Here is a 19,720-nt window from a genome sequence, read left to right as displayed (position 1 = left end):
AATGAGTGTATCCAGGGAACGATTCGGATTCATGAAGGACGGGAGGGAGGTGTATTTATTTACATTACGTAATTCCAGGGGAATGGCTGCAAGTATCACTAATTTTGGGGCAGTTTTAGTGTCGCTGCTGGTAAAGGAAGGGGATGGAAGTTTTCAGGATGTTGTGCTGGGTTATAACTCCTTAGAAGAGTATTTTCAGAATTACCCCATGTTTGGTGCAACGGTAGGAAGAAATGCCAACCGGATATCCAATGCGTTATTTGTTCTGGATGAAACGGTTTATCATCTGGCAAAAAACAGAGGGTGTCATAATATTCACAGCGACAAGGAAAACGGATTTCATAAAGTGCTGTGGGATTATGAAATCACGGGGAACAATTCTGTAAAATTAAGTTATCGAAGCAGAGATGGGGAACAGGGATTTCCGGGAACGATTGATGTAGCGGTTACCTATCATCTGACAGAGGGAGATGGAGTGATTATTTCATACCATGCAGTCAGTGATAAAAGGACGCTGCTTAATATGACAAACCACAGTTATTTTAACTTAAAGGGTCATGGAGCGGGGAGAATCATGGATACAGAATTCATGATTCTGGCGGATGCGTATACGCCCGTCGATATGGATATCATACCTACAGGAGAAATCTGCCGGGTACAGGGGACCCCGATGGATTTTAACAGTCCGCAAAGACTGGATCAGGTGATAAAGGCGGAGTATGGGCAGTTAAAGCTGGCAGGAGGCTTTGATCATAATTTTGTGATAGGAAATCCCCATTCAGGCGTAAGAAAAATGGCTGAAGCAGTAAACAGCACCGCGGGGGTACGGATGGAGGTATACTCCGATCTGCCTGGGATGCAGTTTTACACGGGGAATTCTTTAAAAGATGTTTCGGGAAAAGACGGAGCGGTTTATTCAAAATGGAGCGGTTTTTGCATGGAACCGCAGTATTTTCCCAACAGTATCAACACAAAGGGATTTGAGGTCCCGATCATTAATGAGGGTGAAGAATATAAATCAACCACAATATATCAGTTTTCACCATTTGGGGAATCGTTTGAGGAGGATTACACATGAATAAGGGGAAAGACAGTAAAGCGTTTGCAGTAGTACAAAAAGTGGGAAGATCCTTTTTTCTTCCTGTATCCATCCTGCCTATTGCGGGAGTATTGCTGGGATTAGGGGCATCCTTTACAAATCCAAAGACAATAGAAGCGTATCAGTTACAGGCCATCCTGGGACAAGGTACGATATTACACGGCCTTTTAGTAATTATGTCACAGGTGGGAAGTACGATTTTTGGTAATTTACCAATTATTTTTGCAATGGCAGTCGCTCTTGGCATGGCGAAAAACGAAAAAGCGGTTGCAGTTCTTGCTTCAGCAATCTCTTTTTTCGTGATGAACACTACCATTAATGCCATGCTAAAGCTCACAGGACAAATCCTGGCTGATGGAAGCTACGGGGAGCATGTATTAAATGGAGCACTCACAAATATGTGCGGAATCGATACTCTTCAGACAGGTGTATTCGGGGGTATCGTAGTAGGCCTTGTTACCGCATATCTGCATAACCGCTTTTATAAACAGAAATTACCGGCTGCCCTGTCTTTTTTTGCAGGAATACGATTTGTACCCATTGTATGTGTGGTTGCACATATTGGAGTCGGACTGATTTTATTCAAAATCTGGCCTGTAATTCAGCAGGGAATCTTTGCCGTCGGCAATGTGGTAATGGGATCGGGCTACTTTGGAACTTTTATTTTTGGATTTATGGAGAGGGCATTGATTCCATTTGGCCTTCATCATGTATTCTATATTCCGTTCTGGCAGACAGGACTGGGGGGAACTGCTGTAATCGATGGTGTAACGGTTGCAGGAGCACAGAATATCTTTTTCGCAGAGCTGGCATCTCCTACGGTTACCCGTTTCAGCGTCAGTGCCTGCCGGTTTATGACAGGAAAATATGATTTTATGATGGCAGGTCTTCCGGCGGCTGCCCTGGCAATGTACCATTGTGCAAGACCGGAAAACCGGAAAGTAGTGGGCGGACTGCTTGCGTCAGCTGCGCTTACCACATTTTTAACCGGTATTACAGAGCCGATTGAATTTACATTTCTATTTATAGCACCTGCCCTGTTTGCCATTCATTGTGTATTTGCAGGATTGTCGTTTGTTATCATGCACGTATTAAACATCTGTATCGGAACCACGTTTTCCTGCGGATTAATTGACTTCATACTGTATGGTGTACTGCAGGGGCAGGCTAAGACCAACTGGCTTATGATCCTTCCTGTATTTGCCGGTTACGGTGCTTTGTATTACTTTGTATTTAAGTTTTTCATTTTGAAATTTAATCTGCCAACACCCGGACGTGAAGAAAGTGAAGGGGAGATTAAGCTTTATTCAAAAAGCGATTTTCAAAATAAGTTAAAGTCCGAAAATAATGAGAAATCCAAGATGATTCTTGAGGGGCTTGGCGGGATAAAGAATGTGATTGATATTGACTGCTGCGCCACCAGGCTTCGCCTCACAGTTGAAGATGCCGATCTGATCAACGAAGATATTTTAAAGGAAACAGGCTCCAGGGGTGTTATAAAAAAAGGAAATGGAGTTCAGGTAATTTATGGTCCCCAGGTATCCATTATAAAAAGTGATCTGGAAGAATATGTGGAGAGTATAGGAAAGCTTAAAACGCAGTGATTGTGTTTTCCGGTACGAATTCTATATCCTTTCGAACTCAGAGAGCCGCAGGCGCGAATGCCTGCGGCTCTGGTTATTCTGTTATTTTACTGTTCTGTTAATCAGTTTTTTCGACTTTTCCAGTGTCTGTTTCATCAAAGAGCCAGCGGAATAAACACCGATCAATACAATGAAAATTTCCAGCCTTCCAAGTATCATTCCAAGCATTTCCACCACCAGCGTTGCATTGCCGGTAGCAGGAGAGGTAAGGCCAATCGACAATCCTACAGTGCCGAGGGCAGATGCAAATTCAAACATGGCTTCAGTCAGGGAACAATCTGCAGTTACTGTGATCAGCAGTGTGCCTATAATATACAGAAAGAGATAAGAGGTTACAAAGCCGGTCGTATCCGCAGCCAGTGTGGAATCAATCTCCGTTTTTCCCTGTGCCCTGAAATAATAGATTGTTTCTACATTTCTTGGTGAAGAAAGGCGTTTGCGTATATTCTGCAGGGCAGTGCGGATCATTAAATAAACCCGGGTCAGTTTGATGCCGCCGGCCGTCGACCCGATGCCTCCGCCGATTAACATGGTTAAGATCAGCATACTGACTGCAAGGGGAGGCCAGGAAGTATAACTCATACTGGAATAGCCTGTAGTTGAAAGTGCAGATGTTACATCAAACAAAGCCCGGCGGAGTCCTTCAAGAATACCCATATTTAAGCCGCTTATGAGGGAAAATGCCGTAACAGGAACAGTTATGAGCAGTACAAGAAACATAAAGCGGACTTCACTGACTTTAAATACCTGCTTCCATTTTCTCTTTGTTAATAACAGCAGTACAGCAAAGTTTGTCGTGCCTATTAACATTTGAATAATTGTAATAATTTCAATGGGGAAGCTGTTATATTCCCCGATGCTGTTTAATTTAGTTGAGAATCCACCGGTAGATAAGGAGCACATCGTGTGATTGACTGCATCAAACAGACTCATACCGGCAATGACATAAGCCGCTGTTCCGATCACTAAAAATCCGTTATACATCAGACAAATCGTCTGTGCCGTCTTTTTTAAGTTGGGCAGGAGTTTATCCGGATGCCCCTCGGCGTTGTACAGATTCATGGACTGCTTATCCTGCACAAGCATTACCATCATCATCACGAACCCCAGACCTCCGCAAAATTGCATAAAGCTCCGGTGAAACAGATAGATATGGGGCGTAATGGTCACATCCATGACGGAAAGGCCGGTTGTTGTCCAACCGCTGACTGCCTCAAAAAGTGCCTGAACAAATGTGAGCTGCCCGCCCAGTACGAATGGACCTGCACCGATAAAAACACCCCATCCCCACGCAAACAGGACGGTAAGGCTGCTGCGCTGCATGGAAGACCGCCATTCAAACGTGGATTCCTCCTTTTTTCTCATCAGGCAGATGATACTTCCAAGTACTATGGAGCCAAGTGATGGAAGCATAAATGGAACAATATAAATGGCGTCCTGTGGATAAAATGGGACTATCACCAGAGGGACAGCAACAAGAATACCGATGAGCAGCATGAGTTTTCCTATATTGCTGCGATTATAAAATTTACGGGTCATGTCATCACCTTCCTGTCAATTCCTGAATAGCGGCCATTTCCTGTTTATCAGAGGAGATCAGTACAAGCATATCCCCGGACAGAATCCGTGTGTCGCCTCTGGGCACCATGGTCGTATCACCGCGGAGGATACAGCCTACAATTACTTCCTTTGGAAGATCAATTTCCCATAGCTTTTTTCCGACAGCAGGTGAGGTATCCGGAATAGGAACCTCTGCAATGTTAACACGGCCTTCTCCAATGGGAATTAATGTTGTTATTTTATCTACAAAAGCCTGTTGCTCTATAATGCCCGTAATTGCAGTAATGGCACATACAACACTGTCTATTCCCATCTTGTAAAAAAAGTCGGTTTTTTTCGGATCAGTTAAAAGTGCAACTGTCTTTTTTACCTGAAACTTTTTCTTGCATAATTCACAGATTACCAGATTATCCTCGTCTTTTGCAGTCATTGCAATGGCGATATCCGCATCGCCCGCATTCGCATCTTCTAAAACAAACGGCCTTGTTCCATCACCATGAATGACGGTAAGTCTGTCGATTTCAGACAGCTTCACACAGTCTTCAAATGTATCATTTATTACAGTTACCTGATAACCTTTATTGATTAACGAAGCTGCAAGAGATTTTGCCTTGCTTCTTCCACCAACCAGCAATACCTTTGTTTTCATGATTTTGCCTCCTGTAATGGTTCTTTGTGTATGTCCGGTCTGGATAATATTTTATCGATTTCTTTTACGGATAAGACAGCCGGGCATATGGTATCTATGCCAAATTCACGATAAACGTACTCCCTTTCCGGATCATATAACCGTGCGATAACCCGTTCAATGTGGAAGATTTCGCGGGCAATCTGAGCTACCAGTATGTTCGCGTTATCATTATTAGTAACAGCGATCACTGCAGTTGCATTGCTTATCTGTGCTTCCTGCAAAACATCCAGATCTGTGGCATCGCCGTTTAAGGTAAGTCCGCCAAAGGCTGGAGACAGTTTTCGAAAAGAATCTTTATTTTTGTCGATAATCAGCACATCTTCACCGCTGTCGGATAGTGTATTTGCCAGGTTCGCACCTAATCTTCCGCATCCGATGATAATTGTGTAGTTTTCATTTTTTTGTTTATTTATTTGAATTTTCATATTCAATTCCTCCTAAGGACAAGATCATCGCCATTTGTTATACAATCATTTTCATCATAAGCACACCTGCCATTTGAGAAAAATGTGCCGTAGCATTCCAGATTCTGCCGTGCAGGCAGATATGTGGGATCAAGTGCCCAGGCTGCTCTGAAGTGCTTCATGGCGGCGGGGTGGTCCCCCGTTTTTTCAAGCAGTATTCCAATCAGATTATGGGGCTCCGGCGCATGAGGGTATTTTCCTATAGCCTGGCAGATCATGCTTTCACACGTTTGATAGTCCTGTATACTGATCAGATCCCGTATTGTCGCGCAGAGAGCAGTAAGATTTTCTTTACTTTCATTTAATTCGTTATTTTTCATTGACCTGAACCTCCCTTGCAGATTTCTTACACATTTATCCTAACAAAAAAGCTGTGAGCATGGCGTGAGAGACCAGTAATTCCTGTGAGGATGCTGTGAGGATGAAAAAAGACCACTTTTGGGGTACAAAAGTAGTCTTTTATGAAGAATGAAGTTGTGTTTATACATCTGAAAGCCGGTATCCCACACCGATTTCTGTCAGGATATATCGTGGTTTAGCTGGGTTTTTTTCGATTTTTCGCCTTAGTCCTGCCATTAGTTTTCTAAGAGCCTGGGTGTCAGATCCATACCCTGCCCCGTAGATTTCTTTGATAATATACTTTGTAGTCAGCACTTTCCCTATATTTCTGAAAAACAAAGAAAGCAGGCTGTATTCAAGCGGAGTGGTGTGCAGCTCGCTGTCCTCAAGATACACCAGACGTTTATCTAAATCAATTCTAAGCCCGCCTACGGCTAAGTTGGTCTGGGACCGGACACCGCCCGCTTTATGCAGATGGCGGAGCGCAACCCTGATTCGGGCCATGAGTTCCATGGACGAAAATGGTTTCGTCAGATAATCGTCAGCTCCGTTGTCCAGCGCAGATGCTTTTTCCTTGTCCTGATCCCTGGCGGAAACCACGATAATAGGCATTTCTGACCACTCGCGGACTTTTTTAATTACTTCCATTCCATCAAAATCAGGAAGACCAAGATCAAGAAGCATAAGATCAATTTGTTCTGTAACAATTGTTGACAGTGCACCCTGTGCCGTTCCTGCAGTTAGATAAGAAAAACCTTCCTGTTTCAGTGAATAGGATATAAAATTTCGAATTTGTGAATCATCTTCTACAATCAGGATCTGTTCATTCCGGTTCTGCATGATTATGTTCCTCCTTTGGCAAGGTAAATATAAATTCAGCACCCATTTGTCCGGCACGGTTATGCCCTTCTATGGTGCCTTCATGTGCTTTGATAACCGCCTCACATATGGGCAGTCCAAGACCCATACTTCTCTGAGAATCCGCTTTTCCGGAGCGGGTGGTATAAAACATCTGAAAGATATTAGGCAGGTCTGATGCCGCTATGCCGCACCCGGAATCGGCAACTGAGAATACCGCGAAATTGTTTTTTTGACTGACCGTAATTATAATCTCGCCGGTGGGAGGAGTATGCTTAATAGCATTATCAAGTAAATTAATCAGCACCTGTTGGATCAATTTAGCGTCCATGGGAACAAGCAGCACCTCTTCGGGAACATCTACCGTAATTTCGTATTCCGGATAACGCTTTAAGATATGGCTGACGGCCCCGCCAACGACTTCTTCTGCCGCTTCAAGCTGCTTTGTAATAGTGAGCCGTCCATCCTGCAGCCGGGTCAGGCTTAAAATATTTTCAACCAGAGAATGCAGCCAGTCCGCATCTTTATGGATACCTACTGCAAGGTTATATCTTGGATCCAGTGGTTCAGTCATGTCCATAAGCATCTCTGATGTGCCCATAATACCGGAAAGCGGCGTGCGCAGATCATGAGAAATGGCCCGCAGGAGATTACTGCGGTATCGCTCCTGGATGGTTTCCTCTCTTGATTCCTGCTGCTGCCTGGCGCTGCGAAAACGATCCATGGCAAGTGCTGTGCTTTCAATCATGGAACGAAGCAGACGTTTTTGAGGTTCTCCCATGGAAACTGCATGTTCTTTTGGTATTCTAAGGATGCCAAGTATAGATTCTCTGCCGTAAATTGGCCAGTCGTAAAACTCGCTTCCTATGGCATAACCGCTCCTCAGACCTTCAATACGGTGCTTCAGTTCAGTAGGATCGTCCACTTTTCTTCGAACCTGTTTATTGCCGCTTAACTGCTGAATAAAGCTCTGCTCCGGCTGACCGCTTTCGTCAAAGCACAAACAGGCAGCGCGGCAATTCATAATACCGCTGATGGTTTCCGTGGTGATACTTGCAATATCGGATATATCAGCGGCATCCGTTAATCGGTTGGTAAGATGAAACAGTGCACTTGTTTCCGCTTCTTTTTCCTTTGATTCCAAAGCGTTTTGTTTTACTTTTGAAGTAAGTGTGCTTGTGATAATTGCTGTGATTGTCATAATACCAAATGTTATAAAATAAGTAGGATCGCTTACAGAAAAAGTATAGTAAGGCTCTGTAAAAAAATAATTAAAAGTGAAGGTGGCAACAACGGCTGCCACAAGACCGTAAGTATATCCTCTTGTATAGCGGGCAGTTATTAAAATAGAAAGAAGATAAACAATAACGATGTTTGTTTCAGGAAAGCCAATCATTAAAAAAATCCAGCCGATACCAGTAGCAGCGGCAATAATTACCGACGTTATTAATATATATTTTATTATTTCTTTAAAATCCTTATTTTTAAGGGATTTCACAATTACTGCCTCCGTAATTAAAGATTTTTTGTAAAGTAATAGCGCTTTCCTGTTACCGGATAATTCTCTAATGTGAAGACTTCCCTGTATCCATGTTTTTTATAAAATAAAGGTGCCTGAAAACTGAAGGTATCTAAAAATGAATACTTACAACCCCGTTCTACAGCAGTTTTTTCTGCCTGTTCTAAAATTTTACTTCCGATCTGCTGTCCCCGCAATTCTTTGCTCACCCAGAGATACTTTACGGATAACCAGTTACCATGGGTGCTGCCGATTAGTCCAGCAATCTTTCTGCCTGCTTCGTCCTGAAGATAGATACCCAGATCCCTGGGGTTTTTGTCTTCAATTCTTTCTAAGTTATATTCCAGCAAGCCTTCAAAGATATATTTTTGATCCGCCTCATTAATGGTATCTGTTATTTCAAAATTCATTGGTTTTATTCTCCTTTATGCTTAAGCATTTCAAATTATTTCTTTATGAGAGCATATCACATTTAGAAACAGGATTCTACCGTTTTTATACAGTTATTTACAGTAGTATCTTTAATGTTACAATCAAGAATAAAGAAAAGTGATGGTGAAATCAACTTGACAAGGATTTAAAAAGAAAGTAAACTTAGTACTATTATTGTACTGGGAATGAGGCTCTCCCTGGATCTTGATATCCAAACCGCACTTTGCTGATGGCTTCTGTATATTTATGCTAAATATACGGAAGTGATCAGTTATTTTTTTGTTAAGGAGTAAACTTACAATGTTTAAAGAAAAGTTAAAAAATTTAAGGCAGCTTTTTATTTTAGGGATTTGTGCAGTAGTAATTGGAACTGTAGTAGGAGCGCTGGACGCAGGATTTGGTGAAATATTAATTTTTTTAACCGGGGTCCGGGAGCACTTTTTTTTTCCGCTCATCTTATTTTTACCGGCAGCAGGAGTTGTAATAGCAAAATCATATTTCCGGGTTGGTGGAAAATGTGTAAAAGGAATGGGGCTCATCTTTGAGGTCGGTCATGGTGAGGAAGATGTGATTCCGCTGCGATTAATACCTTTAACGGTAATCGGGACATGGATGACCCATCTCTTTGGCGGCAGTGCCGGACGTGAAGGCGTTGCAGTACAGATTGGCGCAACGTTTTCCCATTGGGTAGGGCGAAAAATGAACATGGTGTCTGATTCAAAGATATTTCTGGTAACAGGAATGGCAGCCGGATTTTCCGGATTATTTCAGACACCTGTAGCAGCGTGCTTTTTCGCACTTGAAGTTTTAATTGCAGGTTCTTTACAGTATACGGCTTTATTTCCGGCAATCATTGCAGCCTTTGTGGCGAATGTGGTTTCCAGAGGATTGGGGCTGGAGAAATTTCATTATGATCTTCAGACACAAATACAAATGAATCCTGTATTTATCATAAAAATGATTATGTTAGGGATCATTTTTGGTTTAGTGGGCGCAATGTTTGCACACGGATTAAAACTGGTAAAGGACAGATTGAATAAAATATTTGAGAGTCCGGTCAGAAAAATAATCATAGTAGGAACAATTCTGGTAATTTTGTTTATTCTGTCAGGAATGGGGCGGTATTCCGGCCTGGGAACAAATTTGATTTCTGCAAGCTTTCATGGAAATAAGATTTATCAGTGGGATTGGATTTTAAAATTTGTTTTAACAATTATTACATTGGCAGCAGGTTATCAGGGAGGAGAAGTTACGCCTTTGTTTGCGATCGGATCAAGTCTGGGAGCTGCTTTAGCCGTATTGGTTGGTTTGCCCGTTGAATTTGCTGCCGCATTGGGTTATACGGCAGTTTTCGGCAGTGCTACCAATACTCTTTTAGCTCCGGTTTTTATAGGAGCAGAGGTTTTTGGATATTCTTATGTGCCGTATTTTTTCATGGTATGCTGCGTGGCTTATGTATTTAATGATAACAAGTCGATTTATGCTGCACAGAAGAATTTGCAGGATATGCTGTAATATGATACTTGTGTTTATTTATTTATAGATAAAAAAGGCTGACTTCTTTCACGGAGTCAGCCTTTTTTACTTGAAATCTTGACGATTTCTTGACATCTGTCATACCGAATTGACACCCTCTTGACACCTTTTTTGTTATCATTATGATTGCAATAAACAATTCGGCCGTATTGGTTAATTAAAAAAGGAGTTGAGAGAAATGGGAATCGTACTGGTGTTATCAGGCTGTATCGGCCTGGCTTTGCTGATTTACTTATTCTATATTTTATTTCGAGGTGAGAATTTATGAAAATGATAATCCTTCAGGACATTTTATTTATTGTCCTTCTTATCGGATTTTCCATTCCTCAGGGCATCTATATATATAAGGTAATGACCGGTCAGAAAGTGTTTCTGACCCGCATGCTTGCGCCTGTGGAGAATGGAATCTATAAGCTCATGGGAGTAAAAAGCGATGAAGAAATGGGGGCAAAGAGATATGCTCTTTCAGCTCTTATATTCAGTGGAATCGGTTTTATCTTCCTCTGGCTTGTGCAAATGCTGCAGGGCGTTCTGCCGTTTAATGCAGCAGGAATAAAAGGTACAAGCTGGCATCTGGCCTTTAACACGGCCGCAAGCTTTGTATCCAATACCAACTGGCAGGCGTATTCCGGCGAAACAGGTCTGACTTATTTAACTCAATTTTTAGGGCTCACCGTTCAGAATTTTGTCTCGGCAGCAACGGGAATAGCGGTCTTATTTGCCCTGACCAGAGGTTTTGTTGTGAGAGAGAAAAAGACAATCGGCAGTTTTTGGGTGGATCTGACCAGATCTACGCTCTATGTACTTCTTCCATTATCGATTATCCTTGCCATAGTGCTGGTTTCACAGGGAGTTGTGCAGACCTTTGGACCATATAAAGATGTTGCCATGCTGGAAAACGGGGCTGCACAGACCATTCCCCTGGGACCTGCGGCAAGCCAGATCGCCATTAAACAGCTTGGAACAAACGGCGGCGGATTTTTTGGAGCCAATTCGGCCTTTCCCCTTGAAAATCCGACGGCATTTTCAAATCTTCTTCAGGTGCTGTCCATTCTTCTGATTCCGGCATCGCTGTGTGTGTCCTTTGGAAAAGCGGTAAAGGACAGCAGGCAGGGAAGAGTCATCTATATCGTCATGATGTTTTTGTTTGCAGTTTCTCTTATGGCGGTAACTGCCAGTGAGCAGTTTGCAGCTCCGGTCTTTGCAGGAGCAGCAGCCTCTGCAGGCATGGAAGGAAAAGAGGTAATCCATGGAACAGGAGCGTCGTCCTTATGGGCGGTGGCAACCACCGCAGCTTCAAACGGTTCGGTAAACGCCATGCATGACAGCTTCACTCCGCTTGGCGGCATGGTTTTAATGTTCCTGATGCAGCTGGGAGAAATTGTCTTTGGCGGTGTGGGAAGCGGTCTTTACGGAATGCTGGCATTTGTCCTTCTTACCGTGTTTATTGCAGGACTGATGGTGGGCAGGACACCGGAATATCTGGGAAAAAAGGTGGAACCTTACGATATGAAGATGGTTTGCCTGCTTGTGCTCGTTCCGCCGTTAGTAACGCTGATTGGTACCGCTGCTGCGGTTTCTATGCCTGCCGCTTCGTCATGGCTGACCAACTCAGGCGCTCACGGTTTTTCTGAGATTTTATACGCCTTCTCATCAATGGGAAATAACAATGGCAGTGCTTTTGCCGGTTTTAACGCAAATACCGTTTTTACCAATGTATCCGGTGGTATCATTATGCTGCTGGCCCGTTTCATACCGATGACTGCCGCAATTTGCCTTGCCGGAAATATGGCAGGGAAGAAAACAGTGGCTGGCGGCGAGGGGACATTATCAACCAGCAACGCCATGTTTGCAGGGCTTTTAATCGGGGTAATCTTTATCATCGGAGCGCTGAGCTTTTTACCGGCGCTGGCCCTTGGTCCGATTGCCGATTATTTTACGATGCGATAGAATGAGGTGATCAAAATGGAAAAGAAAAGTGTAAATAAAAATATTTTTGAGGACGCGCTGAAACAATCCTTTGTAAAGCTGGCTCCCGGCATACAAGTGAAAAATCCTGTTATGCTGGTAGTCTATATCGGTGCGATTCTGACAACCGCTCTTTATATCCTGTCATTTATGGGAATCAAAGATGAGAACGGAGGCTATATCCTGGCCATATCACTCATTTTGTGGTTTACCGTTCTGTTTGCAAACTTTGCAGAAGCCATTGCCGAAGGGCGGGGGCGGGCGCAGGCCGATACTCTTCGTAAGGCGCGTAAGGATGTCAGGGCGAGGAAGCTTAAGGCGGCAGGAAATGTAGACGAATATACAGAAGTATTATCTGCCGGACTGAAAAAAGGAGATATTGTTTTCGTAAAAGCCGGAGAGCAGATTCCAATGGATGGGGAGGTAATCGACGGTGCAGCATCTGTGGACGAAAGTGCAATTACCGGTGAATCGGCTCCTGTTATCCGCGAATCAGGCGGGGATAGAAGCGCGGTTACAGGAGGAACCACACTGGTATCTGACTGGCTTGTGATTGAGGTGACAGCGGAAGCAGGAGAGAGTTTTCTTGATAAGATGATTGCCATGGTAGAAGGCGCTTCCAGAAAGAAAACACCCAATGAGATCGCTCTGCAGATATTGCTGGTGACCTTAACCATTATATTTCTGGTGGTTACAGCGGCTCTGCTGCCTTTTTCAGGATTTGCGAGCCGTCAGGCCGGTATGGGATCAGCCATTTCCATTACAAATGTGATCGCCCTTCTGGTCTGTCTTGCACCAACTACCATCGGCGCGCTTTTGTCCTCCATCGGCATAGCCGGTATGAGCCGTTTAAATCAGGCGAATGTGCTGGCAATGAGCGGGCGGGCAATTGAAGCTGCCGGTGATGTGGATGTGCTTTTGCTGGATAAGACCGGAACGATTACTTTGGGAAACCGTCAGGCAAGTGAATTTCTGCCGGTCAGCGGTGTGACGGAGCAGGAACTGGCAGATGCGGCCCAGCTTTCTTCTCTTGCTGATGAAACTGCGGAAGGAAGAAGTATTGTGGTTCTGGCTAAGGAAAAGTTTGGAATACGTGGGAGAGAACTTTCCAGGCTGAATGCAGAGTTTGTGGAATTTACAGCTAAAACCCGGATGAGCGGCATTGATTATCAGAGAACACAGATCCGGAAAGGTGCGGCGGAATCTGTGAAAGCGTTCGTAACAGATAAGGGAGGCATTTATCCTGAGGAATGTGATCAGATTGTGAAACGTGTTGCAGGTGCAGGCGGAACTCCCCTTGTTGTTGCAAAAAACAGTCAGGTGATGGGTGTAATCTATCTGAAAGATATTGTCAAGAATGGTGTGAAGGAACGTTTTGAAGATTTACGTAAAATGGGCATCAGGACAATTATGATTACAGGTGATAATCCCATGACCGCTGCGGCAATCGCCGCAGAAGCAGGTGTAGACGATTTCCTGGCAGAGGCAACACCGGAAGCCAAGCTGGCCCTCATCCGTGACTATCAGTTAAAAGGGCATCTGGTAGCCATGACCGGTGACGGCACCAACGATGCTCCGGCGCTGGCCCAGGCAGACGTGGCCGTGGCAATGAATTCCGGTACACAGGCGGCAAAGGAAGCGGGCAACATGGTCGATTTGGATTCCAGCCCTACCAAGCTTATTGATATCGTGCGGATAGGCAAACAGCTGCTGATGACAAGGGGCTCCCTGACAACGTTCAGTGTAGCAAATGATGTTGCCAAATATTTCGCCATAATTCCTGTATTATTTTTTGGGATATATCCGCAGCTGGCTGCCTTAAACTTTATGGGACTGACCAGTTCAAAGACTGCCATTCTTTCAGCAATTATTTATAACGCACTGATTATTATTGCTCTTATCCCTCTGGCACTTAAGGGTGTGAAATACCGTGAACTGCCTGCAGGGAAGCTGCTTAAAAGAAACATGCTGATTTACGGTCTGGGCGGTATTGCAGCACCGTTTATCGCAATAAAACTGATTGATATGCTGCTGACCGCCGGCGGTATTGTGTGAGGTGAAATGATAATGGGAAAAACAAATATACTGAAACCCGCTTTTATCTGTTTCTGTGTAATGACAGTATTGTGCGGAATACTTTATACAGCAGCCGTTACAGGGATTGCACAGATCATATTTCCGGAACAGGCAAACGGAAGCATGATTACAGTTACATTAAAGGACGGTTCGCAGAAGGAGTACGGCTCTGCACTTATAGCACAGGAATTTACAAAACCGGAATATTTAATAGGAAGGCCTATGGGAATATCTAACTTATCGTCTGTGGGAAGTGAACAAAAAAAGCTGGTGCAGGAACGGATTGACTGGTGGCATTCCATTGATCCGGAAAACACGGCGCAAATTCCCATGGATCTGGTTACCGCCTCGGGAAGCGGCGTTGATCCTGATATTTCGCCGGAAGCTGCACAGTATCAGGCGGCACGTATTGCCAAAGAAAGAAATATGAGGGAAGAAGACATAAAAAAAATCATAGAAAAATACACTACGGGACCGTTTCTTGGTATCTGGGGTGAGTCCGCAGTTAATGTCCTGAAAGTAAATTTAGCGCTGGATGGACTGCTGTAATTTATTCGTGATATAATAGGAGGGAGGTGAGAGATAATGGAAACACTGGAAGTGCGGCCTGATCCCGATGCTATTTTAGATGAGATCAGGGCGCAACAGGAAAAGGATTCGGGTAAATTAAAGATTTTCTTTGGCTATGCGGCGGGAGTCGGCAAGACCTATGCCATGCTTGACGATGCGCAGGAGCAGTACCGGTGCGGTAAAAACGTACTGGTGGGTTATGTTGAGCCACACACACGTCCGGACACCATGCAGTTTTTACAGGGACTGCCGGCATTGCCGCCCAGAAAGATCCTATACCGCAATATTGAGCTTCAGGAATTTGATCTGGATGAAGCTTTGAGACGCAGACCGGAGCTGATTCTGGTGGATGAGCTCGCCCATACAAATGCGGAAGGTGTCAGAAACAGGAAACGTTTTCAGGATATTGAGGAGCTTTTAAATGCAGGTATTGATGTCTATACCACTGTTAATGTTCAGCACATGGAAAGTCTCAATGATGTGATTGAGGACATAACAAAAATAAGAGTGAAAGAGACGGTTCCTGACTATATCTTTGAACGTGCCGATATGATAAAACTTGTTGATATAGAGCCGCAGGAGCTGCTCCGGCGCTTTGAGGAGGGAAAGATCTACAGGCCTGATCAGGCTCAGACTGCCATGCTCAATTTCTTTTCTCTTGACAACTTAAAGCTGCTGCGGGAAATTGCAATGCGAAAAGCAGCAGACAGAATCAGCAATGAAAATCAGAATGAACGGCGATTATCTCAAAAACTGGCTAATACCAAGATGTTAGTCTGTATCGGACCGTCTCCCTCCTCAGCTAGATGTATCAGGTGGACGGCGCGGGCTGCTGACGCCTTTCATGCACATTGGGTGGCGCTCTATGTTGAGAGTATTGAGAGCAATGATCTGACAGAGGAGCAGCAAAAAACAATCCGTACAAATATGGATCTGGCTGAAAAACTTGGTGCCGAAATTGTTACTCTTTCCGGTCATGATATTGCGGATTCGGTCTCCGAGTATGCAAAGCTGTCGGGCATTACAAACATAGTGGTAGGGAAAAGCCGGAATAAAAAAACGCTTAAGAATCTGTTTGAATTGGACTTTGAGGATAAACTGATTTCATACCTGCCAAATATCGAGGTATACATCATACCCGGCAGTACAATCCGCCGGAATTATAAAAAACCCCGCAAAAAAATCCCGATTAAAAAGTTTAACTTTTCCTGGCTGGATTTCGCTAAGACCCTGGGTCTGTTAACGGCTGCCACTGTGCTGAGTCTTGGACTGCGCAGCCTGGGTATCGGTGATCAGAATGTAATTATGGCCTATATACTCTCAGTTCTGGTCATTTCAAGGGTTACTGCAGGGCGTGTATACGGAGTGATTGCGTCGGTTGTCAGCGTATTGACCTTTAATTTCTTTTTCACGGAACCCTATTTTACTTTTAACACGATACAGGCAGGATATCCCATTACATTTCTTATCATGCTGCTGGTCGCTCTGATCACAAGCACAATGACAGTACGAATCAAGACTCAGGCAAGTCTCGCGGTACAAAGGGAACGACGAACCGAGGTTCTTTACGAAATCAACAAAAAGCTGCTTATAACCAGAGGACTTGAAAATATCGTTGCCCTGACAAATGAATACATTGTCAATTTGTTTGGCAGGTCAGTTATCTTTTTTGCCGATGATCCTGAACAGGGAGACGATGGAAGTGTCAGGCAGGCACCGGATGATGTAAATGGATCTTTGTTTAACTCAGCAGATGAGAAGGCTGTGGCTCATTGGGTTTTTCTCAATCAGAAACGGGCAGGAGCGGGAACGGATACGCTCATGGGAGCGGCTGCATTTTACATGCCCGTTATATCCCAGGGAAAGGTGCTTGCGGTTTTAGGTATTTCCTGTTTAAAAGGTACATTGGATCACAATACCCGGTTATTTTTACGCATGATAGCCTCCCAGGTTGCCATGTCCCTGGAACGCCAGCGTTTGTCTGATGAGCAGCGGAGCATTATTGTCGAGGCAGAGAAAGAAAAAATGCGGAGCAACCTCTTACGGGCAATTGCTCATGATCTTCGTACACCCCTTGCAGGAATTCTTGGTGCCAGCTCTGTCATACGTGAAAATAAGAATACTCTTGATGATAAAACCAGTGAAAAGCTTAATGCGGATATTCAAGAGGAGGCACAGTGGCTCTTGCGTATGGTAGAAAATCTTCTGTCCGTAACCCGTATTAACGAGAGTGCTTCCAAAGTAACAAAAAGTCCGGAAGCCGCTGAGGAAGTTATCGCTGAAGCAGTTGGACGAATTAAAAAGAGATTCCCCCAGCGTAATATCACTGTCAGTGTGCCGGATGAGCTTCTGGAGGTTCCTATGGATGGAACCCTGATTGCTCAGGTACTCATTAATTTACTGGAAAATGCCATTAAACATTCGATGGATGATTCTTCTGTTGAACTTGTTTTAATAAAGAAAGGTGAGAGTGCTTTATTTCAGGTGCTTGACCATGGAAAAGGAATAGCAGAAGAGGACTATCCTTATCTTTTCACAAGTTATGTGCCAAATGGAAACAAAAGTTCCGATTCATCCAGGGGAATGGGGATCGGTCTGTCTATCTGCATGACAATTATAAAGGCGCATAACGGTACTATGGAAGCGAATAACCGGTTAGAGGGAGGGGCAGTCTTCCAATTCTCATTACCGATGGAAGGAAGTGAATAATTAATGGATATAAAACCAATGGTCCTGGTTATAGAGGACGAAGATGCCATCTGCAACTTTATTACCGCGATTTTAAACTCCAACGGGTATCGGGTTACAAAATCAAGCACTGGTAAGGGCGGACTTTCCGTTGCTGCGTCTTATAATCCTGATGTGATTCTGCTTGATCTGGGCCTGCCCGATATCGATGGTGTGGAAGTATTAAAGAGCATACGGGAGTGGTCAAAAATTCCGGTCGTCGTAGTTTCTGCGCGGGGACATGAGAGGGAGAAAGTAGAAGTCCTTGATTTAGGTGCGGACGATTATATCGTGAAACCATTTGGGACACCTGAACTGCTTGCCCGTATACGTACAGCGCTGCGGCACAGCCCGCAAAGCATGGGAGGGGAATTAAATGGAGCGGAGAAGGTCACCATTGGTGATCTTGAAATTGATTTCGGAAAACGAATGGTACTTCTTGACGGAAATATGGTTCATCTGACTCCGGTAGAGTATAAAATCCTGGCTTTACTGTCAAAAAACGCAGGGAAAGTACTTACCCACGATTATATCATAAAGGAGATATGGGGGATATATGCCGATGACAGTCATACACTGCGTGTTAATATGGCGAATATCCGAAGAAAAATTGAATCGAATCCAGGTATTCCTAAATATATTTTAACGGAAATGGGAGTAGGATACCGAATGGCAGAGGAAATAAATTAAGACATGACAGGAGAGTGGTAAATATGAAACGACTGATTTTGGTAACATCTCCACCCGCAAGCGGAAAAACATATATTTCCAGACAGCTTGCAAAGAATCTCAAACACGTTGTTTATCTTGATAAGGATACTCTGATTGTTTTATCTAAGCAGATATTTGTGGTTGCAGGTCAGGAATACAACAGAAGTTCTGATTTTTTTGAAGCAAATATCCGAGATTATGAGTATTCGGCAATCATTGATCTTGCCATGGAGGCATTAGAGTATGATGATATTGTGCTGATTAATGCTCCTTTTACAAGAGAAATCCGAAATACCGGGTACATGAATGATCTGCGGGAGAAGCTTGCCAGAAAAAATGCAAAGCTTACCGTAATATGGGTTCAGACGGATGTGGAGGTATGCAGGCAGAGAATGATTGAACGAAACAGTGACCGCGACCAGTGGAAGCTGGATAATTGGGAAGAATATATCGCTGGTGTTAATTTTGACATACCGGAAGAATTAGATGATCCCAGCTGTAACGATGATCTGCTGATTTTTAAAAATTCATCAGATGCTGAATTTCAGACATCAATGAGAGAAATATTAGATATTATTGAAAGCTAGCTGTTACAGGATAGCGTTATTATGCAAAAACAGGCTGACTCCGGGAAAAAGAAGTCAGCCTGTTTCACAGTTGATCGATAGTTATTAAAATTAACAGATTACTTTTTGACTGCAACAATCATTCCGTCTCCAATTGGCAGCAGAGTGCTGCTTAATTCTGTAGAATTGGCCACAAGGTGGTTGAACTTTTCTACAGGTTTCACCTGATTGTCCCACTTTGAATCCAGATCCATCACAGGAAATAAGGCATCATCGGCAACGAAAATACCGCCGGGTTTTAAAATACGGATACAATCCTTAAGCAGACAGGGGTAAAGCTGTTTATCCACATCCTGAAAAATAAAATCAAAAGAGGAGTCTGAAAAGCCGGGGACAATCTGGCATGCATCACCCTCCAGGATTTGTATGGTACTGTCAACACCGGAACGGATAAAATTATTTTTTGCCTGTTTGGCAGCAGCCGGATCAAACTCGATTGTGGTAATTGATCCGCCATACTCTCTGGCAGACAGTGCCATGGAAGTTGCCGAAAATCCAATGCTGGTACCAATTTCAAGGATATTCTTTGGCTTCTTGATTTGTAAAATTAATTGCAGAAAGCGTGCCGCGTCGTCGTCCACAACCGGTACAAAATCCTTCCACCCGGTTTTGTTTACAAACTCTTTTTTTTGCAGAGAAGCTGTTACATTGTACAGGTCTTCAATGTAAGTCTGATATCTTTCCAATGTGTCAGTCTCCAAATCCAATTCTTTTCTCATAGCTTTTATCTCCTTTTAATTATATTTCTGCCTGAAGGAGAACGCAAAAAACACACCCTCCAACCAGATAGGTCAGACAGTGCGTTGGCTTACGTGAACGCTTACGAGATTTATGTACTGACAGTATACATCAGTTTAGAATTTAAATCAATCATCAAATAATAAGAAACAGACTCTGAAAA

Annotated in this window: 17 protein-coding genes and 1 riboswitch; of the genes, 9 read left to right on the top strand and 8 right to left on the bottom strand. The window is 43.7% G+C overall.

The window, feature by feature from the left end; translation table 11 throughout:
* Window position 1: 1 nt before the first annotated feature.
* Both V7D18_RS20595 and V7D18_RS20590 read left to right on the top strand, forming a co-directional pair.
* Window positions 2-1,078: an aldose epimerase family protein gene (locus V7D18_RS20595; protein ID WP_426157042.1), complete on the top strand. Its 1,077-nt coding sequence runs from the start codon at window positions 2-4 to the stop codon at window positions 1,076-1,078.
* The gene (locus V7D18_RS20590; RefSeq protein ID WP_426157040.1) at window positions 1,075-2,703 is read left to right on the top strand and encodes a PTS transporter subunit EIIC; all 1,629 of its coding nucleotides are present in this window, start codon (window positions 1,075-1,077) and stop codon (window positions 2,701-2,703) included. The genes V7D18_RS20595 and V7D18_RS20590 overlap by 4 nt, the downstream gene beginning before the upstream one ends.
* An 81-nt stretch (window positions 2,704-2,784) precedes the next feature.
* On the opposite strand, the gene V7D18_RS20585 is transcribed toward V7D18_RS20590, so the two are convergent.
* The 7 genes from V7D18_RS20585 to V7D18_RS20555 form a co-directional block, all read right to left on the bottom strand.
* Window positions 2,785-4,281, bottom strand: a complete 1,497-nt coding sequence (locus V7D18_RS20585; RefSeq protein WP_426157038.1) for a TrkH family potassium uptake protein — start codon at window positions 4,279-4,281, stop codon at window positions 2,785-2,787.
* A gap of 4 nt (window positions 4,282-4,285) precedes the next feature.
* Window positions 4,286-4,951, bottom strand: a complete 666-nt coding sequence (locus V7D18_RS20580; RefSeq protein ID WP_426157036.1) for a potassium channel family protein — start codon at window positions 4,949-4,951, stop codon at window positions 4,286-4,288.
* A complete protein-coding gene (locus V7D18_RS20575; protein ID WP_426157034.1) occupies window positions 4,948-5,418 on the bottom strand; it encodes a potassium channel family protein in 471 nt (156 codons plus the stop codon). The genes V7D18_RS20580 and V7D18_RS20575 overlap by 4 nt, the downstream gene beginning before the upstream one ends.
* Window positions 5,419-5,420: 2 nt before the next feature.
* Window positions 5,421-5,777, bottom strand: a complete 357-nt coding sequence (locus V7D18_RS20570) for a hypothetical protein (RefSeq protein WP_426157032.1) — start codon at window positions 5,775-5,777, stop codon at window positions 5,421-5,423.
* A gap of 160 nt (window positions 5,778-5,937) precedes the next feature.
* Window positions 5,938-6,636: a response regulator gene (locus V7D18_RS20565; protein ID WP_426157030.1), complete on the bottom strand. Its 699-nt coding sequence runs from the start codon at window positions 6,634-6,636 to the stop codon at window positions 5,938-5,940.
* Complete coding sequence (locus tag V7D18_RS20560; RefSeq protein WP_426157028.1) at window positions 6,620-8,152, bottom strand: sensor histidine kinase; 1,533 nt, start codon at window positions 8,150-8,152, stop codon at window positions 6,620-6,622. The genes V7D18_RS20565 and V7D18_RS20560 overlap by 17 nt, the downstream gene beginning before the upstream one ends.
* Before the next feature lie 17 nt (window positions 8,153-8,169).
* Window positions 8,170-8,583 (bottom strand): GNAT family N-acetyltransferase, encoded by a 414-nt coding sequence (locus tag V7D18_RS20555; protein ID WP_426157026.1) that lies wholly within the window; start codon window positions 8,581-8,583, stop codon window positions 8,170-8,172.
* 194 nt (window positions 8,584-8,777) lie between these two features.
* Window positions 8,778-8,851: riboswitch (Fluoride riboswitch) on the top strand.
* A 54-nt stretch (window positions 8,852-8,905) separates the two neighbouring features.
* On the opposite strand from V7D18_RS20555, the gene V7D18_RS20550 reads away from it, so the two are divergent.
* The 7 genes from V7D18_RS20550 (at window position 8,906) to V7D18_RS20520 (ending at window position 18,780) form a co-directional block, all read left to right on the top strand.
* Window positions 8,906-10,120 carry a chloride channel protein gene (locus V7D18_RS20550; protein ID WP_426157024.1) on the top strand — a complete coding sequence of 405 codons (1,215 nt, stop codon included), beginning with the start codon at window positions 8,906-8,908 and terminating at the stop codon, window positions 10,118-10,120.
* 285 nt (window positions 10,121-10,405) lie between these two features.
* Window positions 10,406-12,091, top strand: coding sequence for a potassium-transporting ATPase subunit KdpA (gene kdpA, locus V7D18_RS20545; RefSeq protein WP_426157022.1), 1,686 nt, complete (start codon window positions 10,406-10,408; stop codon window positions 12,089-12,091).
* A 15-nt stretch (window positions 12,092-12,106) separates the two neighbouring features.
* Window positions 12,107-14,164 carry a potassium-transporting ATPase subunit KdpB gene (gene kdpB / locus V7D18_RS20540; protein ID WP_426157020.1) on the top strand — a complete coding sequence of 686 codons (2,058 nt, stop codon included), beginning with the start codon at window positions 12,107-12,109 and terminating at the stop codon, window positions 14,162-14,164.
* Window positions 14,165-14,176: 12 nt separating this feature from the next.
* Window positions 14,177-14,734, top strand: coding sequence for a K(+)-transporting ATPase subunit C (gene kdpC / locus V7D18_RS20535; protein WP_426157018.1), 558 nt, complete (start codon window positions 14,177-14,179; stop codon window positions 14,732-14,734).
* A 36-nt stretch (window positions 14,735-14,770) separates the two neighbouring features.
* Window positions 14,771-17,464 carry a DUF4118 domain-containing protein gene (locus V7D18_RS20530; RefSeq protein ID WP_426157016.1) on the top strand — a complete coding sequence of 898 codons (2,694 nt, stop codon included), beginning with the start codon at window positions 14,771-14,773 and terminating at the stop codon, window positions 17,462-17,464.
* A 3-nt stretch (window positions 17,465-17,467) separates the two neighbouring features.
* Window positions 17,468-18,172 (top strand): response regulator, encoded by a 705-nt coding sequence (locus V7D18_RS20525; protein WP_426157014.1) that lies wholly within the window; start codon window positions 17,468-17,470, stop codon window positions 18,170-18,172.
* A 23-nt stretch (window positions 18,173-18,195) separates the two neighbouring features.
* On the top strand, window positions 18,196-18,780 hold the full coding sequence (locus V7D18_RS20520) for an AAA family ATPase (RefSeq protein WP_426157012.1): 585 nt from the start codon (window positions 18,196-18,198) through the stop codon (window positions 18,778-18,780).
* Between the two features lie 98 nt (window positions 18,781-18,878).
* Here V7D18_RS20520 and V7D18_RS20515 read toward each other — a convergent pair whose 3' ends face one another.
* Window positions 18,879-19,538 (bottom strand): O-methyltransferase, encoded by a 660-nt coding sequence (locus V7D18_RS20515; RefSeq protein ID WP_426157010.1) that lies wholly within the window; start codon window positions 19,536-19,538, stop codon window positions 18,879-18,881.
* Between the last annotated feature and the right edge of the window lie 182 nt (window positions 19,539-19,720).

Origin of the sequence: Lacrimispora sp. 38-1 (assembly GCF_049890855.1) — a bacterium.
GTDB lineage: Bacteria > Bacillota > Clostridia > Lachnospirales > Lachnospiraceae > Lacrimispora.
This window is presented reverse-complemented; position numbering and strand designations above follow the sequence as displayed.

What these genes read in the sequence shown, in the direction of transcription:
- V7D18_RS20525 (WP_426157014.1), top strand. Translation starts at nt 17,468, where the DNA reads ATGGATATAAAACCAATGGTCCTGGTTATAGAGGACGAAGATGCCATC.
- V7D18_RS20515 (WP_426157010.1), bottom strand. Translation starts at nt 19,538, where the DNA reads ATGAGAAAAGAATTGGATTTGGAGACTGACACATTGGAAAGATATCAG.
- V7D18_RS20530 (WP_426157016.1), top strand. Translation starts at nt 14,771, where the DNA reads ATGGAAACACTGGAAGTGCGGCCTGATCCCGATGCTATTTTAGATGAG.
- V7D18_RS20575 (WP_426157034.1), bottom strand. Translation starts at nt 5,418, where the DNA reads ATGAAAATTCAAATAAATAAACAAAAAAATGAAAACTACACAATTATC.
- V7D18_RS20580 (WP_426157036.1), bottom strand. Translation starts at nt 4,951, where the DNA reads ATGAAAACAAAGGTATTGCTGGTTGGTGGAAGAAGCAAGGCAAAATCT.
- V7D18_RS20565 (WP_426157030.1), bottom strand. Translation starts at nt 6,636, where the DNA reads ATGCAGAACCGGAATGAACAGATCCTGATTGTAGAAGATGATTCACAA.
- V7D18_RS20550 (WP_426157024.1), top strand. Translation starts at nt 8,906, where the DNA reads ATGTTTAAAGAAAAGTTAAAAAATTTAAGGCAGCTTTTTATTTTAGGG.
- V7D18_RS20595 (WP_426157042.1), top strand. Translation starts at nt 2, where the DNA reads ATGAGTGTATCCAGGGAACGATTCGGATTCATGAAGGACGGGAGGGAG.
- V7D18_RS20590 (WP_426157040.1), top strand. Translation starts at nt 1,075, where the DNA reads ATGAATAAGGGGAAAGACAGTAAAGCGTTTGCAGTAGTACAAAAAGTG.
- V7D18_RS20555 (WP_426157026.1), bottom strand. Translation starts at nt 8,583, where the DNA reads ATGAATTTTGAAATAACAGATACCATTAATGAGGCGGATCAAAAATAT.
- kdpC (WP_426157018.1), top strand. Translation starts at nt 14,177, where the DNA reads ATGGGAAAAACAAATATACTGAAACCCGCTTTTATCTGTTTCTGTGTA.
- kdpA (WP_426157022.1), top strand. Translation starts at nt 10,406, where the DNA reads ATGAAAATGATAATCCTTCAGGACATTTTATTTATTGTCCTTCTTATC.
- kdpB (WP_426157020.1), top strand. Translation starts at nt 12,107, where the DNA reads ATGGAAAAGAAAAGTGTAAATAAAAATATTTTTGAGGACGCGCTGAAA.
- V7D18_RS20520 (WP_426157012.1), top strand. Translation starts at nt 18,196, where the DNA reads ATGAAACGACTGATTTTGGTAACATCTCCACCCGCAAGCGGAAAAACA.
- V7D18_RS20570 (WP_426157032.1), bottom strand. Translation starts at nt 5,777, where the DNA reads ATGAAAAATAACGAATTAAATGAAAGTAAAGAAAATCTTACTGCTCTC.
- V7D18_RS20585 (WP_426157038.1), bottom strand. Translation starts at nt 4,281, where the DNA reads ATGACCCGTAAATTTTATAATCGCAGCAATATAGGAAAACTCATGCTG.